This window comes from Cyanobacteria bacterium QS_8_64_29, from assembly GCA_003022125.1.
Lineage (GTDB): Bacteria > Cyanobacteriota > Cyanobacteriia > Cyanobacteriales > Rubidibacteraceae > QS-8-64-29.
The window spans coordinates 18261-40641 of sequence record PXQH01000002.1; the positions used below are offsets into that span (position 1 = coordinate 18261).

Annotated in this window: 25 protein-coding genes and 1 pseudogene; 10 read left to right on the forward strand and 16 right to left on the reverse strand. The window is 62.5% G+C overall.

Translation table 11 applies throughout. The features are described 5' to 3' along the window. Positions 1–22: 22 nt before the first annotated feature. Positions 23–832 carry a pyrroline-5-carboxylate reductase gene (gene proC / locus BRC58_00900; GenBank protein PSP19369.1) on the forward strand — a complete coding sequence of 270 codons (810 nt, stop codon included), beginning with the start codon at positions 23–25 and terminating at the stop codon, positions 830–832. A gap of 7 nt (positions 833–839) precedes the next feature. On the opposite strand, the pseudogene BRC58_00905 reads toward proC, so the two are convergent. After that, positions 840–1521: pseudogene (locus BRC58_00905) on the reverse strand (hypothetical protein). 146 nt (positions 1522–1667) lie between these two features. Between BRC58_00905 and BRC58_00910 the strand changes: the two are divergent. From BRC58_00910 to BRC58_00920, 3 genes are read left to right on the forward strand one after another with little or no spacing between them, the layout of a single operon-like run. After that, positions 1668–2051, forward strand: coding sequence for a ferredoxin--nitrite reductase (locus BRC58_00910; protein PSP19370.1), 384 nt, complete (start codon positions 1668–1670; stop codon positions 2049–2051). An 8-nt stretch (positions 2052–2059) separates the two neighbouring features. Next, entirely contained in the window at positions 2060–2446 is a 387-nt protein-coding gene (locus BRC58_00915; protein PSP19371.1) for a DUF309 domain-containing protein, read from the forward strand. Positions 2447–2465: 19 nt separating this feature from the next. Then, complete coding sequence (locus BRC58_00920) at positions 2466–3470, forward strand: folate-binding protein YgfZ (GenBank protein PSP19372.1); 1005 nt, start codon at positions 2466–2468, stop codon at positions 3468–3470. Between the two features lie 4 nt (positions 3471–3474). Here the strand turns inward: BRC58_00920 and BRC58_00925 are convergent, their stop codons facing one another. Together BRC58_00925 and BRC58_00930 are read right to left on the reverse strand one after the other, a co-directional pair. Continuing rightward, on the reverse strand, positions 3475–4449 hold the full coding sequence (locus BRC58_00925; protein ID PSP19373.1) for a cysteine synthase A: 975 nt from the start codon (positions 4447–4449) through the stop codon (positions 3475–3477). Between the two features lie 89 nt (positions 4450–4538). Continuing rightward, entirely contained in the window at positions 4539–5177 is a 639-nt protein-coding gene (locus BRC58_00930) for a peroxiredoxin (protein PSP19374.1), read from the reverse strand. A gap of 208 nt (positions 5178–5385) precedes the next feature. Here BRC58_00930 and BRC58_00935 point away from each other — a divergent pair, with 208 nt between their 5' ends. Together BRC58_00935 and nadB are read left to right on the forward strand one after the other, a co-directional pair. Further along, a complete protein-coding gene (locus tag BRC58_00935; protein PSP19458.1) occupies positions 5386–5805 on the forward strand; it encodes a photosystem II protein in 420 nt (139 codons plus the stop codon). Between the two features lie 35 nt (positions 5806–5840). Further along, complete coding sequence (gene nadB, locus BRC58_00940) at positions 5841–7505, forward strand: L-aspartate oxidase (GenBank protein ID PSP19375.1); 1665 nt, start codon at positions 5841–5843, stop codon at positions 7503–7505. Here the strand turns inward: nadB and BRC58_00945 are convergent. Both BRC58_00945 and BRC58_00950 read right to left on the reverse strand, forming a co-directional pair. After that, the gene (locus BRC58_00945; protein PSP19376.1) at positions 7502–8485 is read right to left on the reverse strand and encodes a hypothetical protein; all 984 of its coding nucleotides are present in this window, start codon (positions 8483–8485) and stop codon (positions 7502–7504) included. The genes nadB and BRC58_00945 overlap by 4 nt on opposite strands. Before the next feature lie 56 nt (positions 8486–8541). Next, complete coding sequence (locus tag BRC58_00950; protein PSP19377.1) at positions 8542–9390, reverse strand: phosphorybosylanthranilate isomerase; 849 nt, start codon at positions 9388–9390, stop codon at positions 8542–8544. Positions 9391–9666: 276 nt separating this feature from the next. Between BRC58_00950 and BRC58_00955 the strand changes: the two genes are divergently transcribed. From BRC58_00955 to BRC58_00965, 3 genes are all read left to right on the forward strand, one after another. Next, positions 9667–10782: a threonine synthase gene (locus BRC58_00955; GenBank protein ID PSP19378.1), complete on the forward strand. Its 1116-nt coding sequence runs from the start codon at positions 9667–9669 to the stop codon at positions 10780–10782. An 85-nt stretch (positions 10783–10867) separates the two neighbouring features. Then, on the forward strand, positions 10868–11917 hold the full coding sequence (locus BRC58_00960) for a ribonuclease BN (GenBank protein PSP19379.1): 1050 nt from the start codon (positions 10868–10870) through the stop codon (positions 11915–11917). Beyond that, positions 11910–12380, forward strand: coding sequence for a DUF4112 domain-containing protein (locus BRC58_00965; protein ID PSP19380.1), 471 nt, complete (start codon positions 11910–11912; stop codon positions 12378–12380). Before BRC58_00960 ends, BRC58_00965 begins: the two co-directional genes overlap by 8 nt. A gap of 140 nt (positions 12381–12520) precedes the next feature. Here the strand turns inward: BRC58_00965 and BRC58_00970 are convergent, their stop codons facing one another. Continuing rightward, on the reverse strand, positions 12521–12715 hold the full coding sequence (locus BRC58_00970) for a hypothetical protein (GenBank protein PSP19381.1): 195 nt from the start codon (positions 12713–12715) through the stop codon (positions 12521–12523). Between the two features lie 84 nt (positions 12716–12799). On the opposite strand from BRC58_00970, the gene BRC58_00975 reads away from it, so the two are divergent. After that, entirely contained in the window at positions 12800–13501 is a 702-nt protein-coding gene (locus tag BRC58_00975; GenBank protein ID PSP19382.1) for a penicillin-binding protein activator LpoB, read from the forward strand. A 76-nt stretch (positions 13502–13577) separates the two neighbouring features. Here the strand turns inward: BRC58_00975 and BRC58_00980 are convergent, their stop codons facing one another. The 10 genes from BRC58_00980 to BRC58_01025 all read right to left on the reverse strand — a co-directional run bounded on the left by BRC58_00980 (position 13578) and on the right by BRC58_01025 (position 22345). Further along, on the reverse strand, positions 13578–14156 hold the full coding sequence (locus BRC58_00980) for a hypothetical protein (GenBank protein PSP19383.1): 579 nt from the start codon (positions 14154–14156) through the stop codon (positions 13578–13580). Positions 14157–14354: 198 nt separating this feature from the next. Then, positions 14355–15428: a magnesium-protoporphyrin IX monomethyl ester (oxidative) cyclase gene (acsF, locus tag BRC58_00985; protein ID PSP19384.1), complete on the reverse strand. Its 1074-nt coding sequence runs from the start codon at positions 15426–15428 to the stop codon at positions 14355–14357. A gap of 120 nt (positions 15429–15548) precedes the next feature. Next, on the reverse strand, positions 15549–16148 hold the full coding sequence (locus BRC58_00990) for a DUF2996 domain-containing protein (GenBank protein ID PSP19385.1): 600 nt from the start codon (positions 16146–16148) through the stop codon (positions 15549–15551). 176 nt (positions 16149–16324) lie between these two features. After that, positions 16325–16600: a molybdopterin synthase sulfur carrier subunit gene (locus BRC58_00995; protein PSP19386.1), complete on the reverse strand. Its 276-nt coding sequence runs from the start codon at positions 16598–16600 to the stop codon at positions 16325–16327. 34 nt (positions 16601–16634) lie between these two features. Then, positions 16635–17945, reverse strand: a complete 1311-nt coding sequence (locus tag BRC58_01000; protein PSP19387.1) for a threonine synthase — start codon at positions 17943–17945, stop codon at positions 16635–16637. A gap of 91 nt (positions 17946–18036) precedes the next feature. Next, complete coding sequence (locus BRC58_01005) at positions 18037–18312, reverse strand: molybdopterin synthase sulfur carrier subunit (GenBank protein ID PSP19459.1); 276 nt, start codon at positions 18310–18312, stop codon at positions 18037–18039. A gap of 80 nt (positions 18313–18392) precedes the next feature. Beyond that, positions 18393–19016, reverse strand: coding sequence for an ATP-dependent Clp protease proteolytic subunit (locus BRC58_01010; protein ID PSP19388.1), 624 nt, complete (start codon positions 19014–19016; stop codon positions 18393–18395). A gap of 44 nt (positions 19017–19060) precedes the next feature. Then, positions 19061–19756 (reverse strand): ATP-dependent Clp protease proteolytic subunit, encoded by a 696-nt coding sequence (locus BRC58_01015; GenBank protein PSP19389.1) that lies wholly within the window; start codon positions 19754–19756, stop codon positions 19061–19063. A gap of 112 nt (positions 19757–19868) precedes the next feature. Continuing rightward, positions 19869–21452 carry a bifunctional ADP-dependent NAD(P)H-hydrate dehydratase/NAD(P)H-hydrate epimerase gene (locus BRC58_01020; GenBank protein PSP19390.1) on the reverse strand — a complete coding sequence of 528 codons (1584 nt, stop codon included), beginning with the start codon at positions 21450–21452 and terminating at the stop codon, positions 19869–19871. A 5-nt stretch (positions 21453–21457) separates the two neighbouring features. Continuing rightward, positions 21458–22345: a hypothetical protein gene (locus BRC58_01025; protein PSP19391.1), complete on the reverse strand. Its 888-nt coding sequence runs from the start codon at positions 22343–22345 to the stop codon at positions 21458–21460. Positions 22346–22381: the final 36 nt, after the last annotated feature.

A 22381-nucleotide genomic window follows, 5' to 3' on the forward strand; every position in this document is an offset into this window, starting at 1 on the left:
CCACTGAGGTGAGGCCAAGACCGTGTCGATCGCGCTCGGGATTGTGGGGGGCGGCGTCATGGGAGAGGCCATCCTCTCCCGATTGCTCGCCCAAGGACGCTACGCACCTGAGGCCATCCTCGCCAGCGATCCGTCGCCGCAGCGGCGCGAATACCTGCAGCAGCAGTACGGCATCCGCGTTGCAGCGGACAACCGCGAGGCAGCGACCGCTAGCGACATCCTGCTGCTGGCCACCAAGCCGCAAGTTTTGGATCGGGTTGCCCCCGAGCTAGCGCAGCCCGCTCCCGATAGTCCCAAGCCGTTGGTGGTTTCGATCCTGGCTGGGGTCCGCTTGGCGCGACTGGAGGCGGCTCTGCCCGGCTATCCCATTGTGCGGGCCATGCCCAATACGCCCGCGACAGTGGGCGCTGGCATGACTGCGATTGCGCTCAGCGAGCAGGCCAGTACCGAGCAGTGCCAGCGAGCCCGTGCCATTTTGGAGGCCGTGGGCCAGGTCATCGAGCTGCCGGAACCCTTGCTGGATGGGGCAACTGGGGTGGCCGGTTCGGGGCCCGCTTATGTGGCTATGGCGATCGAGGCCCTGGCTGATGGTGGCGTGGCTGCTGGCTTGTCGCGCGCCAGCGCCTACCAGTTGGCCCTGCAGACCGTGCTGGGAACGGCACAGCTGCTGCAAGCATCCGGCCAGCACCCAGCCGAGCTCAAAGACCGCGTGACCAGCCCCGGTGGGACGACGATTGCAGCGGTGGGCGTGCTGGAGCGCGCCGGCTTTCGCGCCGCGCTAGCCGATGCCGTCCGAGCGGCGCAGCAGCGGGCCGGCGAGCTGGGCCAATAACAGTGCTTCAGACGGCTGGGGTCGGCGCGAGCGCCACAGCCACAATGCCGCAGGGGCGAATGCCGCGGGCACGCAATGCCTCGGCGGCAGCGCGCGCTGTCGTGCCGGTGGTATAGATGTCATCGAGCAGCAGGACCGGTCCGGGGGGCGGATGCCGGTGCCAGCGTACCCCCAAGGCGAATAGCCCCCTCTAGGTTGCGGGCGCGCTCCTCGCGCCGCAAGCCGAATTGCGGGGCGGTTGCCTTGGCGCGCTGCAAGCCCGATGCCTGCAGCGGCAGACCGCTCGCGCGGCAAAAGCTGCGTGCCAGCAACTCGGCCTGATCGAAGCCGCGCTGACGCCGCTTGCGGGCGTGTATGGGGACCGGCACCACGGTCAGGTCGCCCGCCTGCGGCGATTGGTCTTGCCAGCTTTGGGCTAGCGCCTCGCCCAAGGGGGCGGCCAGCGAGCGCGCGCCCTCGTATTTGAGGGCCACGATCGCGCGCTTAAGCGTCCCCGTATAGTGCCCCCAAGCAAAAACCGGCAGCGGTGGGAACCAACGGCCTGCCGGCTACCGCAGCCGGCAGGCCTGCAACTGCCGCCAGCACCCCCAGCAAAGCGCTCGCTGGGCCGGGCGCTGGCACAGCGGGCAGTTGGGGCGCAGGAACAGCGCCGATACCTCCTGCCAGGCCCGATGGCGCCAATCAGGCACGGTCGCCTCCCTTGGGCCGCGTCGCCGCTGGCCCAGCGTTGAGGGGGGCTCGCTGCAGTGCTACCATTGGGGGCAAGTAGGTCATTGCAACTTCCAGCCCAACCTGCCCGTAACGCGCGCCAGCCACAGCGATTGGCTTTGCCATCATGAGTGCCAACGAAACCGAGCAACAACAGCAAGGCAGTGGGTTCAGTGAGGAGCGCACCCTCGACCTCATGCGCAAGTTCTCCGAGACTTACGCGCAGCGCAGCGGTACCTATTTTTGCTCGGATCCCTCCATTACGGCTGTGGTAATTGAGGGGCTCGCCAAGCACAAAGAAGAACTGGGGGCCCCGCTCTGCCCGTGCCGGCACTACGAGGATAAAGAAGCCGAGGTCAAAGCCGGCTACTGGAACTGTCCCTGCGTTCCCATGCGCGAGCGCAAAGAGTGCCACTGCCTGCTGTTTCTGACCGAGGATCACGATTTTGCCGGAGATCGGCAGCAGATCGATCTCGACTACGTCAAAGAGGTCCGCCAGGACATGACGTAAGCCCTGCCATGGCATTGGGCCTGTTTTGGCAGGGGGTAGAGCAGTTCAACCGGCAGGCGTTTTATGCTTGCCACGACACCCTAGAAGCGCTCTGGATGGAAGCGCCCGAGTGGGATCGCAACTTTTACCAGGGCATTCTGCAAATTGCCGTGGGCTGCCATCACCTCAGCAACCACAATTGGCGCGGAGCCGTTATTTTGCTGGGCGAAGGGATGGGACGTCTCCAGGCCTACGAGCCGAGTTACCACGGCATCGACCTCGAGCGCTTGCTAGCCGACAGCGCGCAGCTGCTCGAGGCCTTGCACCAAGCGGGCGAAGCGGGGGTCGCCCAATGCGCCCGGCAGCTCGCTGGCGGTGAGGGGCCCCAAATCGTGCCAGTTGCAACGCAGGCGTGAGCCGCGCTAGGAGCCAGCCATGACCGAACGGGTACAGCCAGCGCCCACTCACAGCGCCCCGGACGCTGCCCGCCAGGCAACCGCGATCGCCGATCGTTCTCACTGCGGCCTAATTAGCTTATCCGGCGAAGACTGCGCGCGCTTTCTGCAAAACCAAAGCACCAACGACATCCAGGCGCTGCAGCCAGGGCAAGGCTGCCAGACAGTGTTTGTGAGCTCGACAGCGCGCACGGTCGATCTGGGCTGGGTTTATGCCACCGAGAGCGGATACTGGCTGCTCGTCTCGCCCCAGCGGCGCCAGACGCTCGTGGAGCGGCTGGATCGCTACCTGTTTCCGCTGGATCGCGTCGAGCTCGCCGACCGCTCGGATGGCTGCGCCGTCTTTGTAGCCCTTGGCCCCAATAGCGATCGCCTGGCGCGCGAGTTGGGGGCCGAGCGACTGTCGGCAGGCGTCGAGGGCGACCACCAAGCCGTGCCGTGGGGCAATGCCACCCTGCGCGTTGCCGCCGGTAGCGGGCTGGCCCTACCGGGCTATACCGTCATTGCGCCTACCCAGGCAGCGGAATCGGTCTGGGTGGCCCTAACGGCGGCCGAGGTCCCCATCCTGGGCGAGCGGGACTGGGAGCAGCTGCGCGTTTGCCAAGGACGCCCCATCCCCGATCACGAGCTGACCGAGGACTACAACCCGCTAGAGGCGGGCCTGATCGGCGCGATTTCCTTTCACAAAGGCTGCTACATCGGCCAGGAGACGATCACGCGCCTCAACACCTACAAGGGCGTCAAGCAGCGGCTGTGGGGCATCCGCTTGCCCGCGCCAGTAACGGAAGGAACCCCCATAGCGGTTGCCGGCAAAACGGTGGGGGCGCTAACCAGCTGCGTCGAGACGGCCGAGGGCGGCTTCGGTTTGGGCTACGTCAAGACCAAAGCGGGCGGCGCCGGAACCCGCGTTAGCGTTGGCGAGACTGAAGGCGAGCTGGTTGCCGTCCCGTTTCTGGACCACAGTTACTACGACCCCGGCCAGTAACGCATCACTCGGGCAGCAGATCGCGCTCGGCTAGCCAATCGCGGTTGAACAGCCGCGACTGGTAGCGCGCGCCGCTATCGCAAAGCACGGTCGCAATGGTGTGCCCCGGCCCGAGCTCGTGGGCGAGGGCGTAAGCAGCGCCGACGTTGATGCCCACCGAGCTGCCCATGAACAGCCCATCGCGCTCGAGCAACCGATAGACCATGCGCACGCACGTTTTGTCATCGATGCGGATGGCATCGTCCACCGGCGCGCCCTGCATGTTGGCGGTCACGCGGCTGATGCCAATGCCTTCGGTAATGGATTTGCCCTCGGATTGGGGCTCGCCCGTTTTGACCCAGTTGTAGAGGCCACTCCCGACCGGATCGGCCAGGATGCAGCGCACGTCCGCGTTTTGTTCTTTAAAAAAGAACGAGCCGCCGGCGAAGGTGCCGCCGGTACCGGTAGCAGCGACCCAAACATCGAGCTGGCCGCCAGTTTGGGCCCAGATTTCGGGGCCGGTGGTTTCGTAGTGGCCGCGCCGGTTGGCGGTGTTGTCGAATTGGTTGGCCCAGATGGCATTATCCATCTGCTCGGCCAAGCGCCCCGAGACTTTGACGTAGTGGTTGGGATCGCTGTAGGGCACCGCCGGCACGGTTTTGACCTCGGCCCCTAGGGTCCGCAGCATGTCGATTTTTTCCTGGGACTGCGTCTCGGGGATAACGATCAGGCAGCGGTAGCCTTTGGCATTGCAGATGTGGGTCAGCCCGATGCCAGTGTTGCCGGCCGTCCCTTCGACGACCGTACCGCTCGGTTTGAGCGCGCCGCGTTCTTCGGCCTCTTGAATGATGTAGTGCGCTGCCCGGTCTTTGACCGAACCGCCGGGATTGAGGAACTCGGCTTTGCCCAGGATCTCGCAACCGGTCTCGTCGCTGAAGCTGTTGAGCCGAATGAGGGGGGTATTGCCGACAGTCCCCACAAAGCCGTGCCGGATATCCATAAGCGTCGTTCGCGCGGCGCGATGCCCGACTCCAAAAACGTGTAGGGCAGGCAGTGCCCACCCTACAACACGTTACCGGTCGCGGCCGCCTACTGATTGGGCTGCGGTGTCATGCGCAGGTAGGGCTTGAGCTCGCGGTAGCCTTTGGGGAAGCGCTGCTGGAGCTCGCTTTCGTCTTTGATGATGGGTAGGATGACGCACTCGTCGCCCTGCTTCCAGTTGGAGGGTGTTGCCACTTTGTACTGGTCGGTGAGCTGGAGCGAGTCGATCGCGCGCAGCAGCTCGTCAAAGTTGCGACCCGTACTGGGGGGATAGGTCAGCGTCAGCCGCAGTTTCTTGCCCGAGTCGATGATAAAGACCGCCCGAACCGTGCTGGTGTTGTCGGCATTGGGGTGAATCATGCCGTAGAGGTCGGAGACCGTGCGGTCGTCATCGGCCAGGATGGGGAAGTTGAGCTTGGCGTTTTGCGTCTCTTCGATGTCCTGGCTCCAGCCCATGTGGGACTCCAGGTCATCGACACTCAAGCCCAGGACTTTAACGTTGCGCTTGTCAAACTCCGATTTGAGGCGAGACAGGTCCCCCAGCTCGGTGGTGCAAACCGGGGTATAGTCGGCCGGGTGCGAAAACAGCACCACCCAACTGTCGCCAGCCCACTCGTAAAAGGCAATATCGCCGCTGGTGGATTTCTGCGTAAAGTCTGGGACTGTATCGCCGAGTTGCAGTGCCATAGCTAAACCTCCCGCTTGCGCGATGGGAACCGGTGCCTCCCCAACCCTAGCATAAATCCGGTTTGTCGGTCGGGTTTTGGGCCTTTGCCACGATCGCTCCCCTGACGGGCGAGCCGCAACGTGCGATAGCATGCCTAACTAGAGCTTAAAAAAGCCATTTATCAACGCAGCCCCTAATGCGAGCGCAACTTTATTAGGAGGATCGATGATGGTAGACCGTTTGATTCGTGCTGCCACCCTCTCGCTAGCCGCAATCGTCGCTTGCTTGGGCGTGTTGGGCGTTCCGCAAGGGACGGCCCATATCAGCGCCCCCGCGGCGATCGCTACCGAACTGGAAGTCCCGGCCAACGACCCTGCCAACCAACAACTCATACAGCAGGGCAACAAACTCGATCTCAACAACAGCAGCGTGCGTTCCTTTAGCCGGCTCCGCGGCTTTTACCCCAATTTGGCCAGCAAGATCGTTGCCAACGCGCCCTACGATAACGTCGAAGACGTGCTCGAGATTCCCGATTTGAGCGAGCGCCAGCGGGAGCGCCTTGAGGCCAATATGGACGAGTTCACAGTGGGCGAGCCCACGACCGAGTACGTCCACGGCTTCGATCGCGTTAACAACGGCATTTACTAAGCCCCGGCCATCCCGATTGCACTGCGCCAGCCATTGTGACTGCCACCTCCTTGCGACCGGCGCCGTTGGATGTCCTGGTGATTGGGGCAGGGGCAGCCGGACTCTATACGGCGCTCTGCCTGCCTGAGACTTGGCGCGTCGGCCTCGCTTGCAAGGATGACCTCCAGCAAGGGGCGAGCCGCTGGGCGCAAGGGGGAATTGCTGCCGCTATTGGCAGCAGCGACTCCCCCAAGCAGCACTTTCAGGACACCATCCGCGCTGGCGGCGGGCTCTGCATCCCCGAAACCGTGCGCCTGTTGGTGGAAGCGGCACCCGAGCGCATTCGCGCGCTGCAGCAGTGGGGGGTTACCTTCGATCGCGAGGGATCGGGGCTGGCTGCCACGCTGGAGGCAGCGCACTCGCAACCGCGCATCCTTCATGTCTCGGACGAGACGGGACGCGCCATCGTCGAGGCACTGAGCGCGCGCGTGCTGGAGCGCGATAACATCCAGCTGCTGTCGCCGGCGGTGGCGCTCAATCTGGTCTGGGATGCGCCCACCGGACGCTGCCAGGGCGCCGATATGCTCTGGGCCCATCGCCTGGTACGCGTGCCGGCCTCGGCGGTGGTGCTGGCCACCGGCGGTGGCGGGCAGGCCTTTGCCCGCACCACCAACCCCCCAGCCAGCACCGGGGATGGCATGGCCATGGCCTGGCGGGCTGGGGCGCAGTTGCGGGATATGGAATTCGTGCAGTTCCATCCCACGACTTTGGCAGTGCCGGGAGCAGGCAACGCCCTGCTGAGCGAGGCCGCTCGCGGGGAAGGGGCGCATCTGATTGACGCCCGCGGCCATCGCTTTGCCTTCGACTACCACCCCGATGGCGAGCTCGCCCCGCGCGATGCCGTCAGCCGCGCCATTTTCGAACGCCACCGGCAAGCTGGCGATGGGGCTACCTATCTCGATTTGCGCCCCATTCCGCCGCAGCGACTGCACCAGCGCTTTCCCAACCTGATACGGCAGTGCCAGCGGGGGGGGCTCGATCCCCAAAACGATCCCATCCCCGTTGCCCCGGCCGCCCACTATTGGATGGGTGGGGTGGCTGCGGACCTGGGGGCGGCCACCACACTGGCCGGTGTCTATGCCGTTGGCGAGACGGCCCATACGGGGGTGCACGGGGCCAACCGCCTGGCCAGCAACTCGCTGCTGGAGTGCCTGGTCTTTGGCGGGCAGCTGGCCGCCATGGAACGGCCGCCGGCACCGCGCGAGCGCGGCAGCGGCTCGGGGAACGAACGGCCGCTTGAGGTGATCGCGCCCGACTGGGCAGCAGACGCGCGCTGCATAGACGCCATCCGCGCGGCCCTGCCGCCGCTACTCTGGGAGCGGGCTGGCATCTGCCGCGAGGGCCGCTCGCTCGAGGACGGGCTAGCCCAGGTGCGCGCTTGGCGCCGCGAGTGCGAGCGCACGGCACTGGGCCAACAGCTGCTGGCCCCGCTGGCCGACGGCGCCATCGCGCTGCCCTCGCAGCAGGCGCACCAAACCCTGCGCTGCTGCATCGAGACCCTCAACCTGCTGGATCTGGGTCAGGCGCTACTGCAAAGTGCGCTCGCGCGAACCGAGAGCCGCGGCGCACACTACCGCACGGACTACCCGCAAACGGATCCCCACTGGCAGCGGCACGTGCTGCTCCAGCGTGATCGCTGCTGGCGATCACCGCCGCTCTAGCGCCCGGGCAGCTTGTACTTAAACTCCGTGGGGCCTTGGTAGCCGCTAATCTCAGCCAGTTGCGCCAGCGGAATCGTGCCGCGATAGGTTTCGCCCTCAATCTGCCAGGTGGGATAGGACTTGATGTTGGCAGCCTTGCACTGGCTGGGCTGGGCGTTGGGCCCCTCGGGATCGCACTCGACGTAGTTAATTAAGGCAAAGGCCTCTTGGCCGAACAGGTTTTTCTGCCGGTCGCAGTGGGGACACCAGTAGGCCCCGTACATGGTGGCGCCTAACTCGCTCAAGTGCCGGGCTAGGGCCATCTCGGCCGGTCCAGATTCGGTATCGATGGGCCACCCCTTGCCGGGCTGGGGCGAGCTGGTGGGGGTAGGCACAGGCTGGCGTTGGCCGGAGGCCGCCACCGAGTCCGAGCCCACATCGGCATAGATGCCCAAGGCCCCCAACAGGGTCACCATGGCAGCGACGATGCTGACAAACAGCAGTTGGCCGACATCCTCCCAGTCCCGACCGACAATCGTGAGGCCGAACAGGCTGAGCGAGAAGACTGCCGAGCCAATGCAGTAGGGGCAAAGAGCCTGAATTTGGGTAGCGAGCACGTACATGAGGTAGCCGCTAAAGGCGGTCATGGCCGTGCTACCTGCCAGCAGTAGCAGCCAGCTCCCTGCCTCCAGGCGGCGCCGGAGCGCTTTGTTGGTGTCGCGGTTGACCGCCAGCGGGCCCAGCGCAAACGCTGCCATGCTCGCGTACGCCAGGCAGCCAAACAGGGCAAGTGGCAGGCCAAAAACGGTGGCGTACGGACTGCTCAGGACGCTGTCGCAGCCGCTAGCGCCGCCGGCGGCGCCGCTGGGACAGGCAGCGGCGCCTCCCGTGAGCTTGACGGCGGTCAAATAGGCGGTCAGGACGGCCCCTACGGTCGCGATCACGCCCATCAGCGGCCGCGACCAGCGATGGATCCAGGGAGCGGAGCGGCGGCGAGTCATGAGCGATGCAGTCGGGACAGCTTCCTCTTTCTAGCGCAAGCAGCGGGCGGCGTCACTCACGAGGAGAGCTTGAGGGAAGCGCTCGATTGCGACTCCTCAGGCCCAGTCGCCGCCGCGCGCGCCGCCTCGGCGAATTGGCTCACGCGAATGGGATCGATGGTGTCGCTCACCCGGCCGTGCCGCTTGAGCGAGGTGGCGGCAATAACGCCGTCAGCCGCTTGCAATAGCTGCGCCACGTTGTCGCAATCGGCACCGCTACCGATCAAAACCGGCGCGCCGCCGGCGGCATCGGTTGCAGCGCGCAGCTCGCCCAGGCTGGGCGCTTCGCCGGTCTCCGGACCGGTGACGATGGCGGCATCGGCCAAGCCGCGCTCGAGCGTTTCGCGGACGGCGGCCGGCCAGTTGGGGCGGCCCAGCGGTTGGGCGTGCTTGACCAGCACGTCGGCCCAAATGGCGACCTGGCTGCCCAACTCGCGGCGGTAGCGCAACAGCTGATTGGCGGGGCCCTCAATCAAGCCGCGATCGGTGGCCATCACGCCAGTCAAGACATTGACCCGAATGAAGTTGGCCCCCGTGCAGCTGGCAATGGCCATGGCGCTATGGGCATCGTTGCGCAACACATTGATGCCCACCGGCAGCACGACCAAGCTCTGCAGCCGCTGCACGATCAGCGTCATGGCGCTCACGACCGCCGGATCGACGTGCTCTTTTTCAAAAGGCGTATCGAAAAAGTTCTCCACCAAAATGCCATCCACCCCACCGGCAGCTAGCGCCGTCGCTTCTTGCTCGGCGCGATCGATGGCAGCTTGCAGGTCGCCTCCCCATCGAGCAGAACTGGGCAGCGGCAGCAGGTGGACGACGCCTACAATGGGCGTTTCGGTTTGGAAAAGCGACTTTAGCTCCACGACCTCAGATCGCTGCGCACGTGGCGCCTAGTAACTCGGCTGGCCGCGGCGAGCCGAAGGTGGCGCTCGTATTGTATCGGCGATGGGGGCCATCGCGGCTCAGCGTCCATTTTAGGGGGTTGCCTTTGGCGACTGGGCAAAATCACTGGACCGTTCTGCAAGGCACAAGCGCGCGCACGGCGGCGTTGCCAAGCGCCAGTTGTGTTACTTTGGGCGCTACCTTAAACTGCGGGCTGTACTGGTGGGATGCAACGGCCGCAGCCAGGCAACGAGTGACTGAGACCCGTGACTGCACGCCTATCAACTGCCGATCCGAGCAATCTCTCCGCTGCCCCAGGGCAGTGGCCGGGGGTATTTGAAGCTTACCGCGGTTTTTTGCCGGCTACCGAGGCAACGCCAACCGTCACGCTCTCAGAAGGCAACACCCCGTTGCTGCCGCTGCCTTCAGTGGCTCGCCAAATCGGGCGTGGCGTCCGCGTTTTTGCCAAATACGATGGTCTGAACCCAACAGGCAGCTTCAAAGATCGCGGCATGAGCGTCACGATCTCGAAAGCGCAGGAAGCTGGCGCGCAAGCTGTCATTTGTGCCAGCACGGGCAATACCTCGGCCTCGGCAGCCGCCTACGCCAGTCGGGCTGGGTTGCGAACCTTTGTGCTGGTCCCTGAAGGCTACGTTGCGCTGGGCAAGCTAGCCCAGGCGCTCGTTTACGGGGCCGAGGTTCTGGCCATTGATGGCAATTTCGACACCTGCCTGCACCTAGTCAAAGAGATGGCCGAGCGCTACCCGGTCACGCTCGTTAACTCCATCAACCCTTACCGCCTTCAGGGCCAAAAAACGGCAGCCTTTGAGGTGGTTGACGGCTTGGGCGATAGCCCGGACTGGCTCGCCATTCCGGTGGGGAATGCCGGCAACATCAGCGCTTATTGGATGGGGTTCTGCGAATACCATTCGGCAGGTTATTGCCATCGCCTGCCCCACATGATGGGATTCCAATCCGAAGGTGCCGCGCCGACTGTCAGCGGCGCTCCAGTCACCTCGCCCCAAACGGTGGCAACTGCCATTCGCATTGGCAATCCGGCCAACTGGCAAAGCGCGCTCGATGTCCGAGCTGCCAGTCAAGGGGCCTTCGATCGCGTCTCCGATGCCGCCATCCTAGATGCCTACCGCTGGCTGGGGGCCCAAGAAGGCATTTTTTGCGAGCCGGCCAGCGCAACGGCCATCGCCGGCTTGCTCAAAGTCAAGGACCGCATCCCCAGCAATGCCACTGTGGTTTGCGTTCTGACCGGCAACGGCCTCAAGGATCCGGATTGCGCCATCCAGTACAGCCAGGCCGAGGTCCGCTCGGGCATCGCCCCCAATGGCGATGCCGTGGCTCGCGCGATGGGGTTCTAGCGCCCCAGCAGTTGCTACTGGGCATTTGAGGCTGCCACTGGGCACTGCGTTTGGCAAGCTTGGAGGCAGCATTGCAGAGGGGCTGATGCCGTTCGGGCGCTTCTTTCGCTTTTTTCGCTACGTCACCTTTGGAACGCTCAAAACGACCGTATCGCGAGCGTTCCAGCGGCGCCTGGTGGGACTGTCGGCCGAGATGGCCTACAACACCACCCTGGCCATCTTTCCGGCTCTGATTGCCATCCTCACCGCGATCGGCCTGTTTGAGTCCACCGTTCGCGAGACGCTGACCGATCTGGCGCGACCCCTGCAAAACGTTGCGCCCCAGCAAGTTTGGGAGCTGCTCAACGAATTCGTTGAGAGCATCAAAGAATCCAGCAGCCGCAGCCTGCTCTCAATCAGCTTTTTGGCAGCCATTTGGATCTCCTCGGCTGCCCTAAGCGCGGCCATGAACGCGCTCGATCAAATCCATCGCATTCCGCGCGAACAGCGCCGTCCGTTTTGGAAAGCCAAGATCGTTTCCATCGTGTTGACCCTGGGCACGATGCTGTTGCTGGTCGTTGCCTCGTTTTTGGTTCTTATCAGCGACTTCATCGTGCAATTTGTTGTCGATCACTTTTTAGCCTACGTTATCGACGCCGTCTGGGTTGACTGGATCCTGACCGTCTGGCGCCTACTTAGCTGGCCCTTTGCCTTGGCAACGGTGGCGGCTGCTTTTGCCCTCGTTTATCGGTTCGGGCCCAGTCAAAAAACCCCGGGCGTGCCCATCGTGCCGGGTGCCGTCATGGCAGCGGTCTCTTGGGCCGGCATCTCGGCCCTATTCCGGCTATACGTTGCCAACTTCGGCCGCTACAACCAAATCTACGGTGCCGTGGGAACGGTGATCGTCCTGATGCTGTGGTTCTATATGAGCTCGCTGGTTTTGCTACTGGGCGACCAGCTCAATGCCACCGTTAGCGAGCAAATGCCCGAGCGCGACAAGCGAGCGCTTGGCCTCATCCCCACCTCGCCTCGGACCGGCCTCAAGACCCTAAGCAACGCCGTTACCGATCACTTGCCTCGCAACCGAGGAAAACGACGCCCGAATGCCGATGACGACCCCGAAGAGCGCGAAGGCGACTCGCTTGAGGATGACTGAGGGCGATCGCGATCGGGTGCCGGCGCGCCTGCGCTCGCTCAGCTACCTGCTCGACAATGCCATCCCCATTCCCGGAACGGGCATCCGCATCGGCCTGGATCCCCTCTTGGGCTTATTGCCGACAGCAGGCGATGGGCTGGGCATGGTGCTGTCAGCTTACATTCTTATCGAAGCCGCCCGGCTGGGGGCTTCCCCAGCTTTACTGGCGCGCATGGCCTTCAATATTGCCCTGGAAACGGTCGCCGGCACTGTCCCCGCATTGGGTGACTTGTTTGATGCCGCTTGGAAAGCTAACGCCAAAAACTTGGCCTTGCTTGAGCGGCACCTGCAGGCACCGACCAGCGAGCCCGCCACGGCTTGGGGCACCGTGGGACTGCTGTTAGGCGGGTTACTACTGCTAGGAGCCGGCTTGGCGATCACGAGCGTTGCCCTTGTTGCAGCGCTGCTAGGCGCGATCGGCTAGCGAGATCCATAAATACTGCAATTCGAGCGAAACATTATGACTTTGCCCCGGCGCGAGCAAAGCTGTTACCTTAACCAGCGATGTTGCTCGGTGCGCAGGAGTAGGCCATGTCTAAGCTTAGGGCAAATTGCCAGGGTACGCTATTTGCCTTGGTTGCAGCTGGTTTGGCGGTCGGTCTCCCAATCGCCCAGACTAATCCGGCAGCAGCCGCACACCAAATTGCTCAGCAAGCGCAGGATGCTTCCGAGCAAGCTACTGACGCTCAACGCTCGCAGCAGGAGCGGCCGCGCGTCGCAGTTCTCAATTTTGACTTCAGCAGTATCAGCAACCCGCAATTGCTGTCCTTTATCAAGGGTGGGGCAAGCGGCGTTAGCGATATCTTGATCTCAAAGCTCGTTTAAAAAACGGACTACCGCGTCATCGAGCGCAGCCGAGTCGAAACCATCTTGGCCGAGCAGAACTTAGGACAATCCGGGCGCATTGACTCCAGCACGGCTGCCAAGATTGGCAAGGTCTTGGGAGTGGAAGCAGTAGTTTTTGGCTCGGTCAATCAATTTGACCTGCAAAAGCAAGAATCGGGCGGTGGCTTGTTTGGAATCGCTGCTAACGTTGAGGAAGAAGATGCCTTTGTTGGCCTAAACTACCGCGTTGTCAGCACCAATACGGGCGATATCCTGACAGCCGGCCAGGGCAAGGGTAAGGCCAGCCAGTCCGATACGCAGGTCAGCGTTTTTGGCATTGGCAGTGCTGGTTCGGACACAGAGAACCAAACCAAGCTATTGACGCTCGCCACTGAAGAATCGCTCAAGCAGAATTACGACAAGTTAGCATCGCTAGGGCCTGCCGTTCCCAACCAAGAGGCCCTAGTTGCCGAGGTGACTGATGGCAAGGTGGTTTTAGATCGCGGATCGGGTGATCGCTATCGCGAAGGAATGGTTGTCTCGATTGAGCGAGCCACGAACGAGGTCACCGATCCCGAAACGGGGAAAGCGATCCGGCGCATAACGGATTCTATCGCTCGAGTCAAGCTGACGCAAGCCGATCGCCAATCGAGCGTGGGCAAAATCATCTCGGGGCGTCCCCCACAAAGGGGCGACATTGCCAAACCTGTGGAGCAGTAACTTCCAGGGCAAAAACCATCCGCGCCAAGCGCGGATGGTTGCTCTTTATTGGATCAAATTGGAGCGATGGACTCGCTTAAGACCCTTGGGAGTCCTGCATGGTCTGCTGCAAGCGCTTGCGCAGTTCTGTGTCTTGCTTTAGGGCTGCCAGGATCCGGTTAAAGCGCTGGCGATTCAACCCTACTTGCTCGACTGCTTGTTGCTTCTGGGAATTGGCCTGTTTTTGAAGCTGCATGAGCTTTTGACTGACGCGCCGGAACTCCTGCATTTCAGCCTGCGTTGCATCGGGTTCTGCCTGGGATTGACCCGATGAACTGTCTTGGAATTGCGATTTTGATTGCTTTGATTTCAGGATAGCGAAAAACTTTTGCTGGTTGAGCTCCGAGCGCTCGATCGCCTTAAGTCGTTTTTGCTGGGTTTGCTTTTGGATTTGCCGGATTTTTTGCAGAGCTTGGGCAAATTGGTCCAACTCAGCCGAGCTAACGTCTTGGGCCGGCTCAACCTGGCTGGGTTGCGTCTGGGATTGCTGCGACTCTGCTTGGGACGACTGCTCTGTTTGGGATGACTGCTGCTGGTTCTGAGCGAGTCCGGGCACGCTACCGGCCAGCAGTAGAGCAGCCGCTGTCCCGCCTGTTAAGAGTGTTTTTTTGACCATTGGGGATCCTCCCTGAGGATGCAATCGCGGCGTATCGTTCTGCTCCAACAACGGCGCGATCGCTAGCAAGTTCCCATCTACGCTAGCAGGCAGCCCTTGGCTTGCGCATTTAGCAAGTAACTCACCTTACCCAAGCGGCATTCTGGCCCGCACCCCCAATCGGAATGCCGGCGCGAGGAAACACCGTTTGGGAACCAGCTAGCGCACGGTTGCTTGCTGGGGAACGGCGTCGTAGGGCCTGATGAGATACAGCCGCACGAACTGCCACGCGTTCGAGACCTTATACGGCAGCTTGCGGAGGGACTTGAGCCACCGCGGCGCTTGCGTCGACTCGATTTCAACTAGCCGCTCGTTGTTGCTCACGCACTGCTCGAGCCGCGGATAGAACTCAGGGTGATCGACGTTAAGCGTCACGGGAAAGACGCGACCTGCCGTTTCGTTGGTCTTGCGGATAACGTAGCGATCGTACTCGCGCGCATCGAGCCCTAAGGCTTTATAAAGGCCAGGTTCCTGCACGTCGCGCAGGTACATGACGCCAAACACGGCTAACAAGAAAAAGCGGCACCACAACCGGGCCAGCCAGCCGTTAACCAGGTGGGGCTGCGACTTCATGACGGCGTCAAAGAAATCCCCATGCCGGTTCTCGTCTTGGCACCAATTTTTGAAAAACCGGAAAAGCGGATAAAAACGCTTCTCGGGATGGGCTTCTAGGTGCCGGTAGATGGTGATATAGCGCCAATAGCCGATTTTTTCCGACAGGTAGGTGGCGTAGAAGACGAACTTGGGCTTAAAGAAAGTGTACTTTTTATTCTGCGTCAAAAACTTCAGGTCGAGGGCCATATTGAAATCGCCCATGGCCTTGTTGAGAAAACCCGAGTGGCGGGCTTCGTCCCGCGACATGAGCGTAAAGCACTCGGCCAAAATGGGGTTGCGATCTTTGAGGCGCCGACCCAACTCCTTGTACAGCAAAAAACCGGAAAACTCGGCCGTACAAGAGCGCTCCAGGAACTGGACGAATAGCTTCTGCGTTTCGGGATCGAGGTCTTGCCACGACTGGTTGAATTCTTCGTCCCGAATGAAATGCTTTTTGTTGTAATCGGCACGGAACTCTTCCAAAATCGCCCGCAACTCTTCTTCGTTGGGCGAAATGTCCATCCGCGCCATTGCTTCAAAGTCTGTAGTATAGAAGTTGGGCGTTAGCAGCGTTTCTTTGACTTGCTGCCCCTGGGTTGACGGCTGCTGCGAATCCGTCCGGTTCTGGATTTCAACCATGGCTGCTCGCGCTCGCTACCAAGTAACGGATCGGACTTCTTCAAGTGTATCAACCGCGCGCCCCGCTTGGCCGGCAGCAGTCGTTAAGAGTTGCAACGCCTGCCAAGCAGGACGCAAGCGTCAGTTGCCCGCCAGCCACTTGTACGAGTTGATGCGCTCGAGCACGTACAAAACGAGCAGCTCCAAGGTGACTTTGCGCTCGTCAATCATGAACGGCTCGACCGTGCTGGGGGACGCGCCTTCGACTTGATGGGTAAACGCCTTCTGGCTGCTGATGTCCTCATCCAGAAAGTAGAGGATGAACTTGAGCGTCCCGTTGTGCCACGTTCCCACCACCTGCGAGCACTGTTCCGGTTGTTCCCCGTTGGGGATGGGAACGGCTCCTTGGGTAAAGCTTAGTTCCAGATCCGCAATGCCTGCTTGCTGCGCCGCTTCTTGCAAGCGGGGCAGATAGTCCTGCTGAATGAACTCGGTAAAGGGCTTGTCTTCCAGTTTGGGTTTCTTTTGCTTTTTGCCGCCCTCGGCTTTTTCTTGCGCGGACTGGGATTGACTGGCGCCACCCTTACTAGCGCTGGCCTTGGACTGGCGCTTGCCGGCCGCTTTGGCCTGCTTTTGCTCGCCCTCTGCCTCACTGGCCTCCTCGGCAGCAGGAGCAGCGCTTTCGTGGGCTTCGTGCTGCTGTTGTGCTCGTTCGGGGTTAGAGGAAGTTTGTTCTGCCATTGGCGCGCTGGTTAAGCTCTCTGCCACTGCCCTCGGTCCTCGCGTTGCCCAGCAGCGGGTTGGTGGATTGTTTAAATTATCTTAACCCATCCGCTAGTACCAACCGCTCCCTGGCCAGCAACCTGGCGAGCGGATCGGCCTTTGGGCTTGCGAGCCGAGACGGAGGCGCGCTGGGGCTAGCCGCCGGCTACAGCCGGTACGATGCTGACCTCATCGCCGTCCTGTAGTGCCGTTTGGGGCCCGTCCAGAAAGCGGATGTCCTCGCTGTTGACGTAGAAGTTTAAAAAGCGATGGGGCTTGCCGCTTTCATCGCGCAGGCGCCCCTTGATGCCGGGGCAGTTCGCTTCAAGCGCATCCAAAAGCTCGCTGACGTTACTGCCACTGCACTCCACTGTGGCTTGCTCGTTGGTATATTTCTGCAGGACGGTTGGAATCAAAACCTTCACGGCCATAAGCGATCGCTCTCGCGTTGTTGCGCTGTTAGGGCTAGCGGCCCGATCGTACCAAGACCTGTTGCCCATCGCGGGACTGCGAGCGCGCCCAAGCCTGCTCGAAGCTACTGAGTTTGGCCTCGATGGCGATCGGCTCGCCAATGCAGTCCTGAAGGGCTTCTTGCGTTTTGAGCCCATTGCCGGTGATGTAGGCAACCATGGTCTCATTGGGATCGATCCGGCCGGCTTCGGCCAACTTTTTCAGCACGGCAACAGTCGTACCCCCGGCCGTCTCGGTGAAGATGCCTTCCGTTTCGGCTAGCAGCTTGATGCCTTCAACAATCTCGGCATCGGTCACTGCCTCAATCTCGCCGTCCGTCTCGCGCGCCGTATCCAAGGCATAAGCGCCGTCGGCCGGGTTGCCAATGGCAATTGATTTGGCGATTGTATCGGGTTTGACCGGATCGACAAAGTCGCGGCCGGCCTGAAAGGCTTGAGCCACCGGGGAGCAACCTTGGGCTTGCGCGCCGCTAAAGCGCGTGGCGTACTGGGGAACCAAGCCCGTTTTGACCAATTCTTGGAAGCCTTTCTGCAGCTTGGTGAACAGCGACCCAGAGGCAATGGGACAAACGATCCGATCGGGAAGCTGCCACCCCAGTTGCTCGGCTACCTCGAACGCCAGGGTCTTAGACCCCTCCGAGTAGTAAGGGCGCAGGTTGATGTTGACAATGCCCCAATCGTAGGTGTTGGCAATTTCGCTACAGAGGCGGTTGACCTGGTCGTAGTTGCCCTGCACTGCCATGACAGTGGGGTTGTAGGCCAGCGTACCCACGATTTTGCCCGCCTCCAGATCGGCCGGGATGAACACGCAACAATTCAGGCCGGCGTGGGCGGCGATCGCGGCCGTCGAGTTAGCCAAATTCCCCGTACTGGCGCAGGCCACCGTATCGAAGCCAAACTCGCGCGCGCGCGAGAGGGCGACTGCTACGACCCGGTCCTTAAAGCTCAAGCTGGGGACGTTGACGGCATCGTTTTTGATGTAGAGCTTGTTGAGCCCCAAGCGGTGGGCCAGCCGCTTCGACTCAACCAGGGGAGTCATCCCCGTGCCTACATCGATGGGGTCAGGGCTAGCGACGGGCAAAAACGGCTGGTAGCGCCAAATGGAGTTGGGTCCTGTGGCGATCGCCTCGCGGCTAACTTGCTGCCGGATGGCCTCGTAGTCGTAGGCAACCTCGAGGGGGGCAAAGGTTTCTTCGCACACGTGGATCGGGCGCAGGTCGTACGTCGCACCCCCTTCTTTAGAGACCAACTGGGTGAAGGTGGCGGGCTGCGCCGACTGATCGGAAATGGGCATCGCCTGGGTCATCGGCAGGACCTGGATTGCTCCCTGTCAGTGCTGGCGGATAGTAACACACCCCCAGGGCCGGATCAATTATAGCCGAGCTATTTTGTCGGGATTATTGTGGCTGCGGACTGCCCCCGCTCACGGGCGGGATTAGCACGACTTCGTCCCCATCGCGCAAGTGCGTGTCGGGAGGGACGAAGCCATCGCCGATGCCCAAATCGGTCAGCTCGCGCCACGGGGCCAGCTCGGGGCGCTCGGCGATGAGCTGCTCCAGTACGGCCTTGACGGGGGTTTGGGGCGGGAACTCGCGCTCGAGCCGCTCGACACCAAAGGCATCCCGATAGATGGCAAACAGCGCGATCGTGACGGTGATGCGGTCTTGGGGCATGGCCGAGCAACTCGAGCAAACTAAAAAGCGCCCCACGCTAATTGGTGGAGCGCCTTTGCTGGGCGTATCTAGCCTCCGGTTTAGGCGGTTTGCGCTTGGGCCGGAACGGCTTTTTGCTCCTGAATGACCTTGTCGATGAGGCCGTAGTTTTTAGCTTCCTCGGAGGACATGAAGAAATCGCGGTCGGTATCCTGCTCGATTTTTTCCACCGGCTGCCCCGTATGGTGCGCCATGAGCTCGTTGAGCTGCTGGCGGATACGCAGGATCTCGTTGGCTTCAATCTCGACATCGGAGGCTTGCCGCTGCTGCACCCCACCCATGGGCTGGTGGATCAAGATGCGCGAGTGCGATAGCGCCAAGCGCTTGCCCTGGGTGCCGGCAGCTAGCAGGAAGGCGCCCATTGAGGCCGCCGTCCCCAGGCAGATGGTGACGATCTCGGATTTGACGTGTTGCATGGTGTCGTAGATGGCCATGCCCGCACTGACCGTACCGCCGGGGGAGTTGATGTAGAGATAGATGGGCTTGCTGGGATCTTCAGAGTCCAGATAGAGCATGACAGCGATCGCCTGGTTGGCCAGGCCATCGTTGATGCTGCGCCCTAGGAAAATGATGCGCTCCCGGTAGAGACGATCGTAGATGTTGACCCACTCGCTGTAGGGTTGGCCTGGCATGCGGTAGGGAACGCGGGGGACGCCGATAGGCATGGGAACTCAACTGAATAGGGACGCGCGACGGTCGGGATTGAAATTTAGGCGCTGGTGGATTGGGCCGCACCAGCATCTGCAGGCAGCTCTTGAGTGCTCTCGAGTACCTTGTCGATCAAGCCGTACTCTTTAGCCTGCTGCGGGGACAGGTAGAACATGCGCTCGGTGTCTTGCTCGATCTGCTCGACCGACTGACCGGTGTTTTGCGCCAGAATCTCGTGCGTGATGCGCTTGTTATTGAGCACTTCCTGCGCGCGGATCTGAATGTCGGTGGCCTGTCCTTGGGCCCCCTGGCGCGGCTGGTGCAGCACGATGGTGGCATGGGGCAAACTAGCCCGGTAGCCGGGGGTCCCGGCCGCGAGGATCATGGCAGCGGTCCCCATGGCTTGACCGATGCAGATGGTGTGCACCGGCGGCTGAATGTAGTTGATGGTGTCGCAGATGGAGAAGGCTTCGGTCTCAAAGCCGATCGCCTCGCCGCCGTACCACGAGGTCCCAGTGGAGTTGATGTACATGTAGATGGGTTTCTCGCGGTCTTCAAATTGCAGGTAGAGCAATTGGGCGATGATGAGCTCGGTGACATCGACCCCGAGCTGTTCTTTGTACTCATCGGGCGAGACGAGCGGCAGCCCCAGATAGACGATGCGTTCCTTGAGCATCAGAGACGGCAGATCGGGCGGAGGCGTGCGAACGGACGCATCGCCATAGGGGGCTTGAACGGCTTGGATGGGTGAATCCATAGTTGGGATGCAGCAACTGGCACTCGCTGGGGCGCGCTAGCAGCGGGCGAGCCCGAGCCCGCCGTGCGCGCGATTTTCTCCCCCAAGGGTAGCTCACTCGCACCCGAGGCCGCTAAAACGCCGGCGCTGCCGCCTGCCGCTTGCCGGGGTCGTTCGCCCCAGTCAGGGGCTGCAGTGCCGGGATCAAAAACTGCGATAGGGTGCGGGCATCCACCCCCATCTGGGTGCGCTGGCGCGCCGCCATCAGGCCTGCCTGCGCGTGCCACCAGGCGCCTGCTGCCGCGATCGCCTCAGCGGGTGAATCCAGCGGTTGCGCCAGCAATCCCCCAATGAGGCCAGTCAACACGTCACCGCTGCCGCCGCGCGCCAGCGCTGGCGTGCTCTCGGGTAGCACCCAAACGCCGCCGTCGGGATGGGCGATCGCGGTACGCGCCCCTTTGAGCAAGACGATCGCGCCGCTGTGGCGGGCGGCGGCCTGCACGGCTTCCAGGCGATCGCCGCCCGGGTCCGGTAGCTGCGGGAACAACCGGCGAAACTCGCCGGGATGGGGCGTCAAGACTGTTTCAGTGGGGCGCTGCTTGAGGGCCTCGGCTGCCCCCATTGCCGCCAGGCAGTTGAGGGCGTCCGCATCCAGGACCAGCGGCCGATCCAGCGGCAGCAAGGCCTGCACGGTGGCCGATGCCTCAGTCGTCAGGCCCGGGCCGCAGGCAATGGCGCTGTAGCGCGATGCCTCGCTTGCCTGCGGCGGCAGCTGCGCGATCGCGCCCGTTTCGGTCTCGGGGCAGGCAGCAACCAACGCATCCGGGAGCTGGCTGACAGCCATTAGCTTGAGAGCGCTGGGCACTGCTAGCGTCAGCATCCCTACGCCCGTGGCAGCAGCCCCCCAACCGGTTAGGAGGATGCCGCCGGCGTAGCGCTCGGAGCCGCCCACGGCCAGCACGTGGCCCTGGCAGTATTTGTGCGTGGCCGGTGATCGCCACAGGGGTAGGTGCTGCTGCGCAACTGCCGCTGACATCGCCTGCACCTGAGGCGGCTCGGACAGGATGGCGCGCACATCAGCCGCCGGAATGCCCAAATCGATGCGGCTGGCCTCGCCCGTAAAGGCCAGCGCGCGGTCTTGAAAGAAGGCGCGTTTCCACAATCCCAGGCAGAAGGTGCGCTCGGCCCGTACGGCGGTGCCCAGCGTCTCGCCCGTATCGGCAGCCACCCCCGAGGGGATGTCAATGCTGACAGCTGGCTGCGGCTGCGCGTTGAGCCAATCGACCGCCGTTGCAATCTCGCCCGCCAGCGGCCGAGTGAGGCCGAATCCGAACAGCCCGTCAATGGCGAGCGCGCAGGGCGCTAGGGCCTGAATGCCATCATAAACCGGCAGCCCCAGGTGCGAGGCGTAGTCGGCGTGCTGGGCGGTCAGGTCCTTGAGCTTGGCGATGGGCCGGCACAGCGAGATCTGATAGCCGCGCAGGTGCAGCTCGCGCGCCACGACCAGGGCGTCGCCGCCGTTGTGCCCTGGCCCCACCACAATCCCGACATGCGGGAAGCGATGGCGTGGGTACTCATCTACTAACTGCTGGGCAATGGCGAGGCCCACTTTTTCCATCAACGCCGCCACGGGCATACCAGCGGCAAACAGCCGCTCCTCGATTTGGCGCATTTGCGCTGCCGTAACGGCGGTCCGCTCCAGCCAAGCCTGCTCCATTGCCGCTACCAAGTTGAAATTTGAGCCGAGATCCCGTTCTGCTCCAGCTTGTCGGCCAACTTGCGGGCGTTGGTGCGGTGATCGAAGACGCCGGCCTGGATGAATGCCTGTCCGTCCGGGACAAAGGCTTGGGGCACCACCTCGCGCACGCGCTCGAGCCGCTCGCTAGCGCTACCGTTCACGCGGACGCGATAGCTGCCCGGCTGGCTGTCGGATTGCGATTGCCCGGCAATCGCAATTCGTTGGGATGGGATGCCCTGGTGCTGCAGTTTGTCGGCCAGCTCGCGGGCGTTGGTGCGGCTGGCAAAGGCCCCAGCTTGGATGAAGCCTCGGCTTTCCGGAGCGAAGGCCTTGGGCACCACTGCGCGCACGCGCTCGAGCAACCCATCCGAGTCGCCGCTGACGCGAACGCGGTAGCCGGGCTCGAGCGCACCAATGGGGACGTTGACAGTCAGCATCTGGGCCGGAATGTCGCGCCGCTCGAGGGTCTTGACTAGCTCGCGGGCGTTATCCAGCTGGGTAAATAGGCCGGCCTGAATGAAATCGCGCCCTTGCGGGCTGAACGCCTTGGGATTGAGCGATCGCACCTGTGCTAGCAGCTCCGGGCCGCTTTGCCGGGTTCGGACCGTGTGGTAGCGCTCGGCAACCGGCGACCCAGAGACTGCTGACGGGGCGCGAAACTCGAATGCGCGACCGACTAGGGCACTGTCTGAGTCAGCTGGTTGGGAATGCCGATCCTGGGGCGCATCCGGTGCGGGCAGCGTCTGAGCGCCTGCCGATGGCGACGCCAGGCCAGAGGCAGCAACCAACACTAAAGTGCCCGCACCAGCTAGTTGTGCTCCCCATGGTTGGGGCTGAACGTTGCGGGGCAGTGCCATGGCAGCTGTCACCATTCGGCGGGCAGCAGTAATGCGTACGCCAAATTAAAG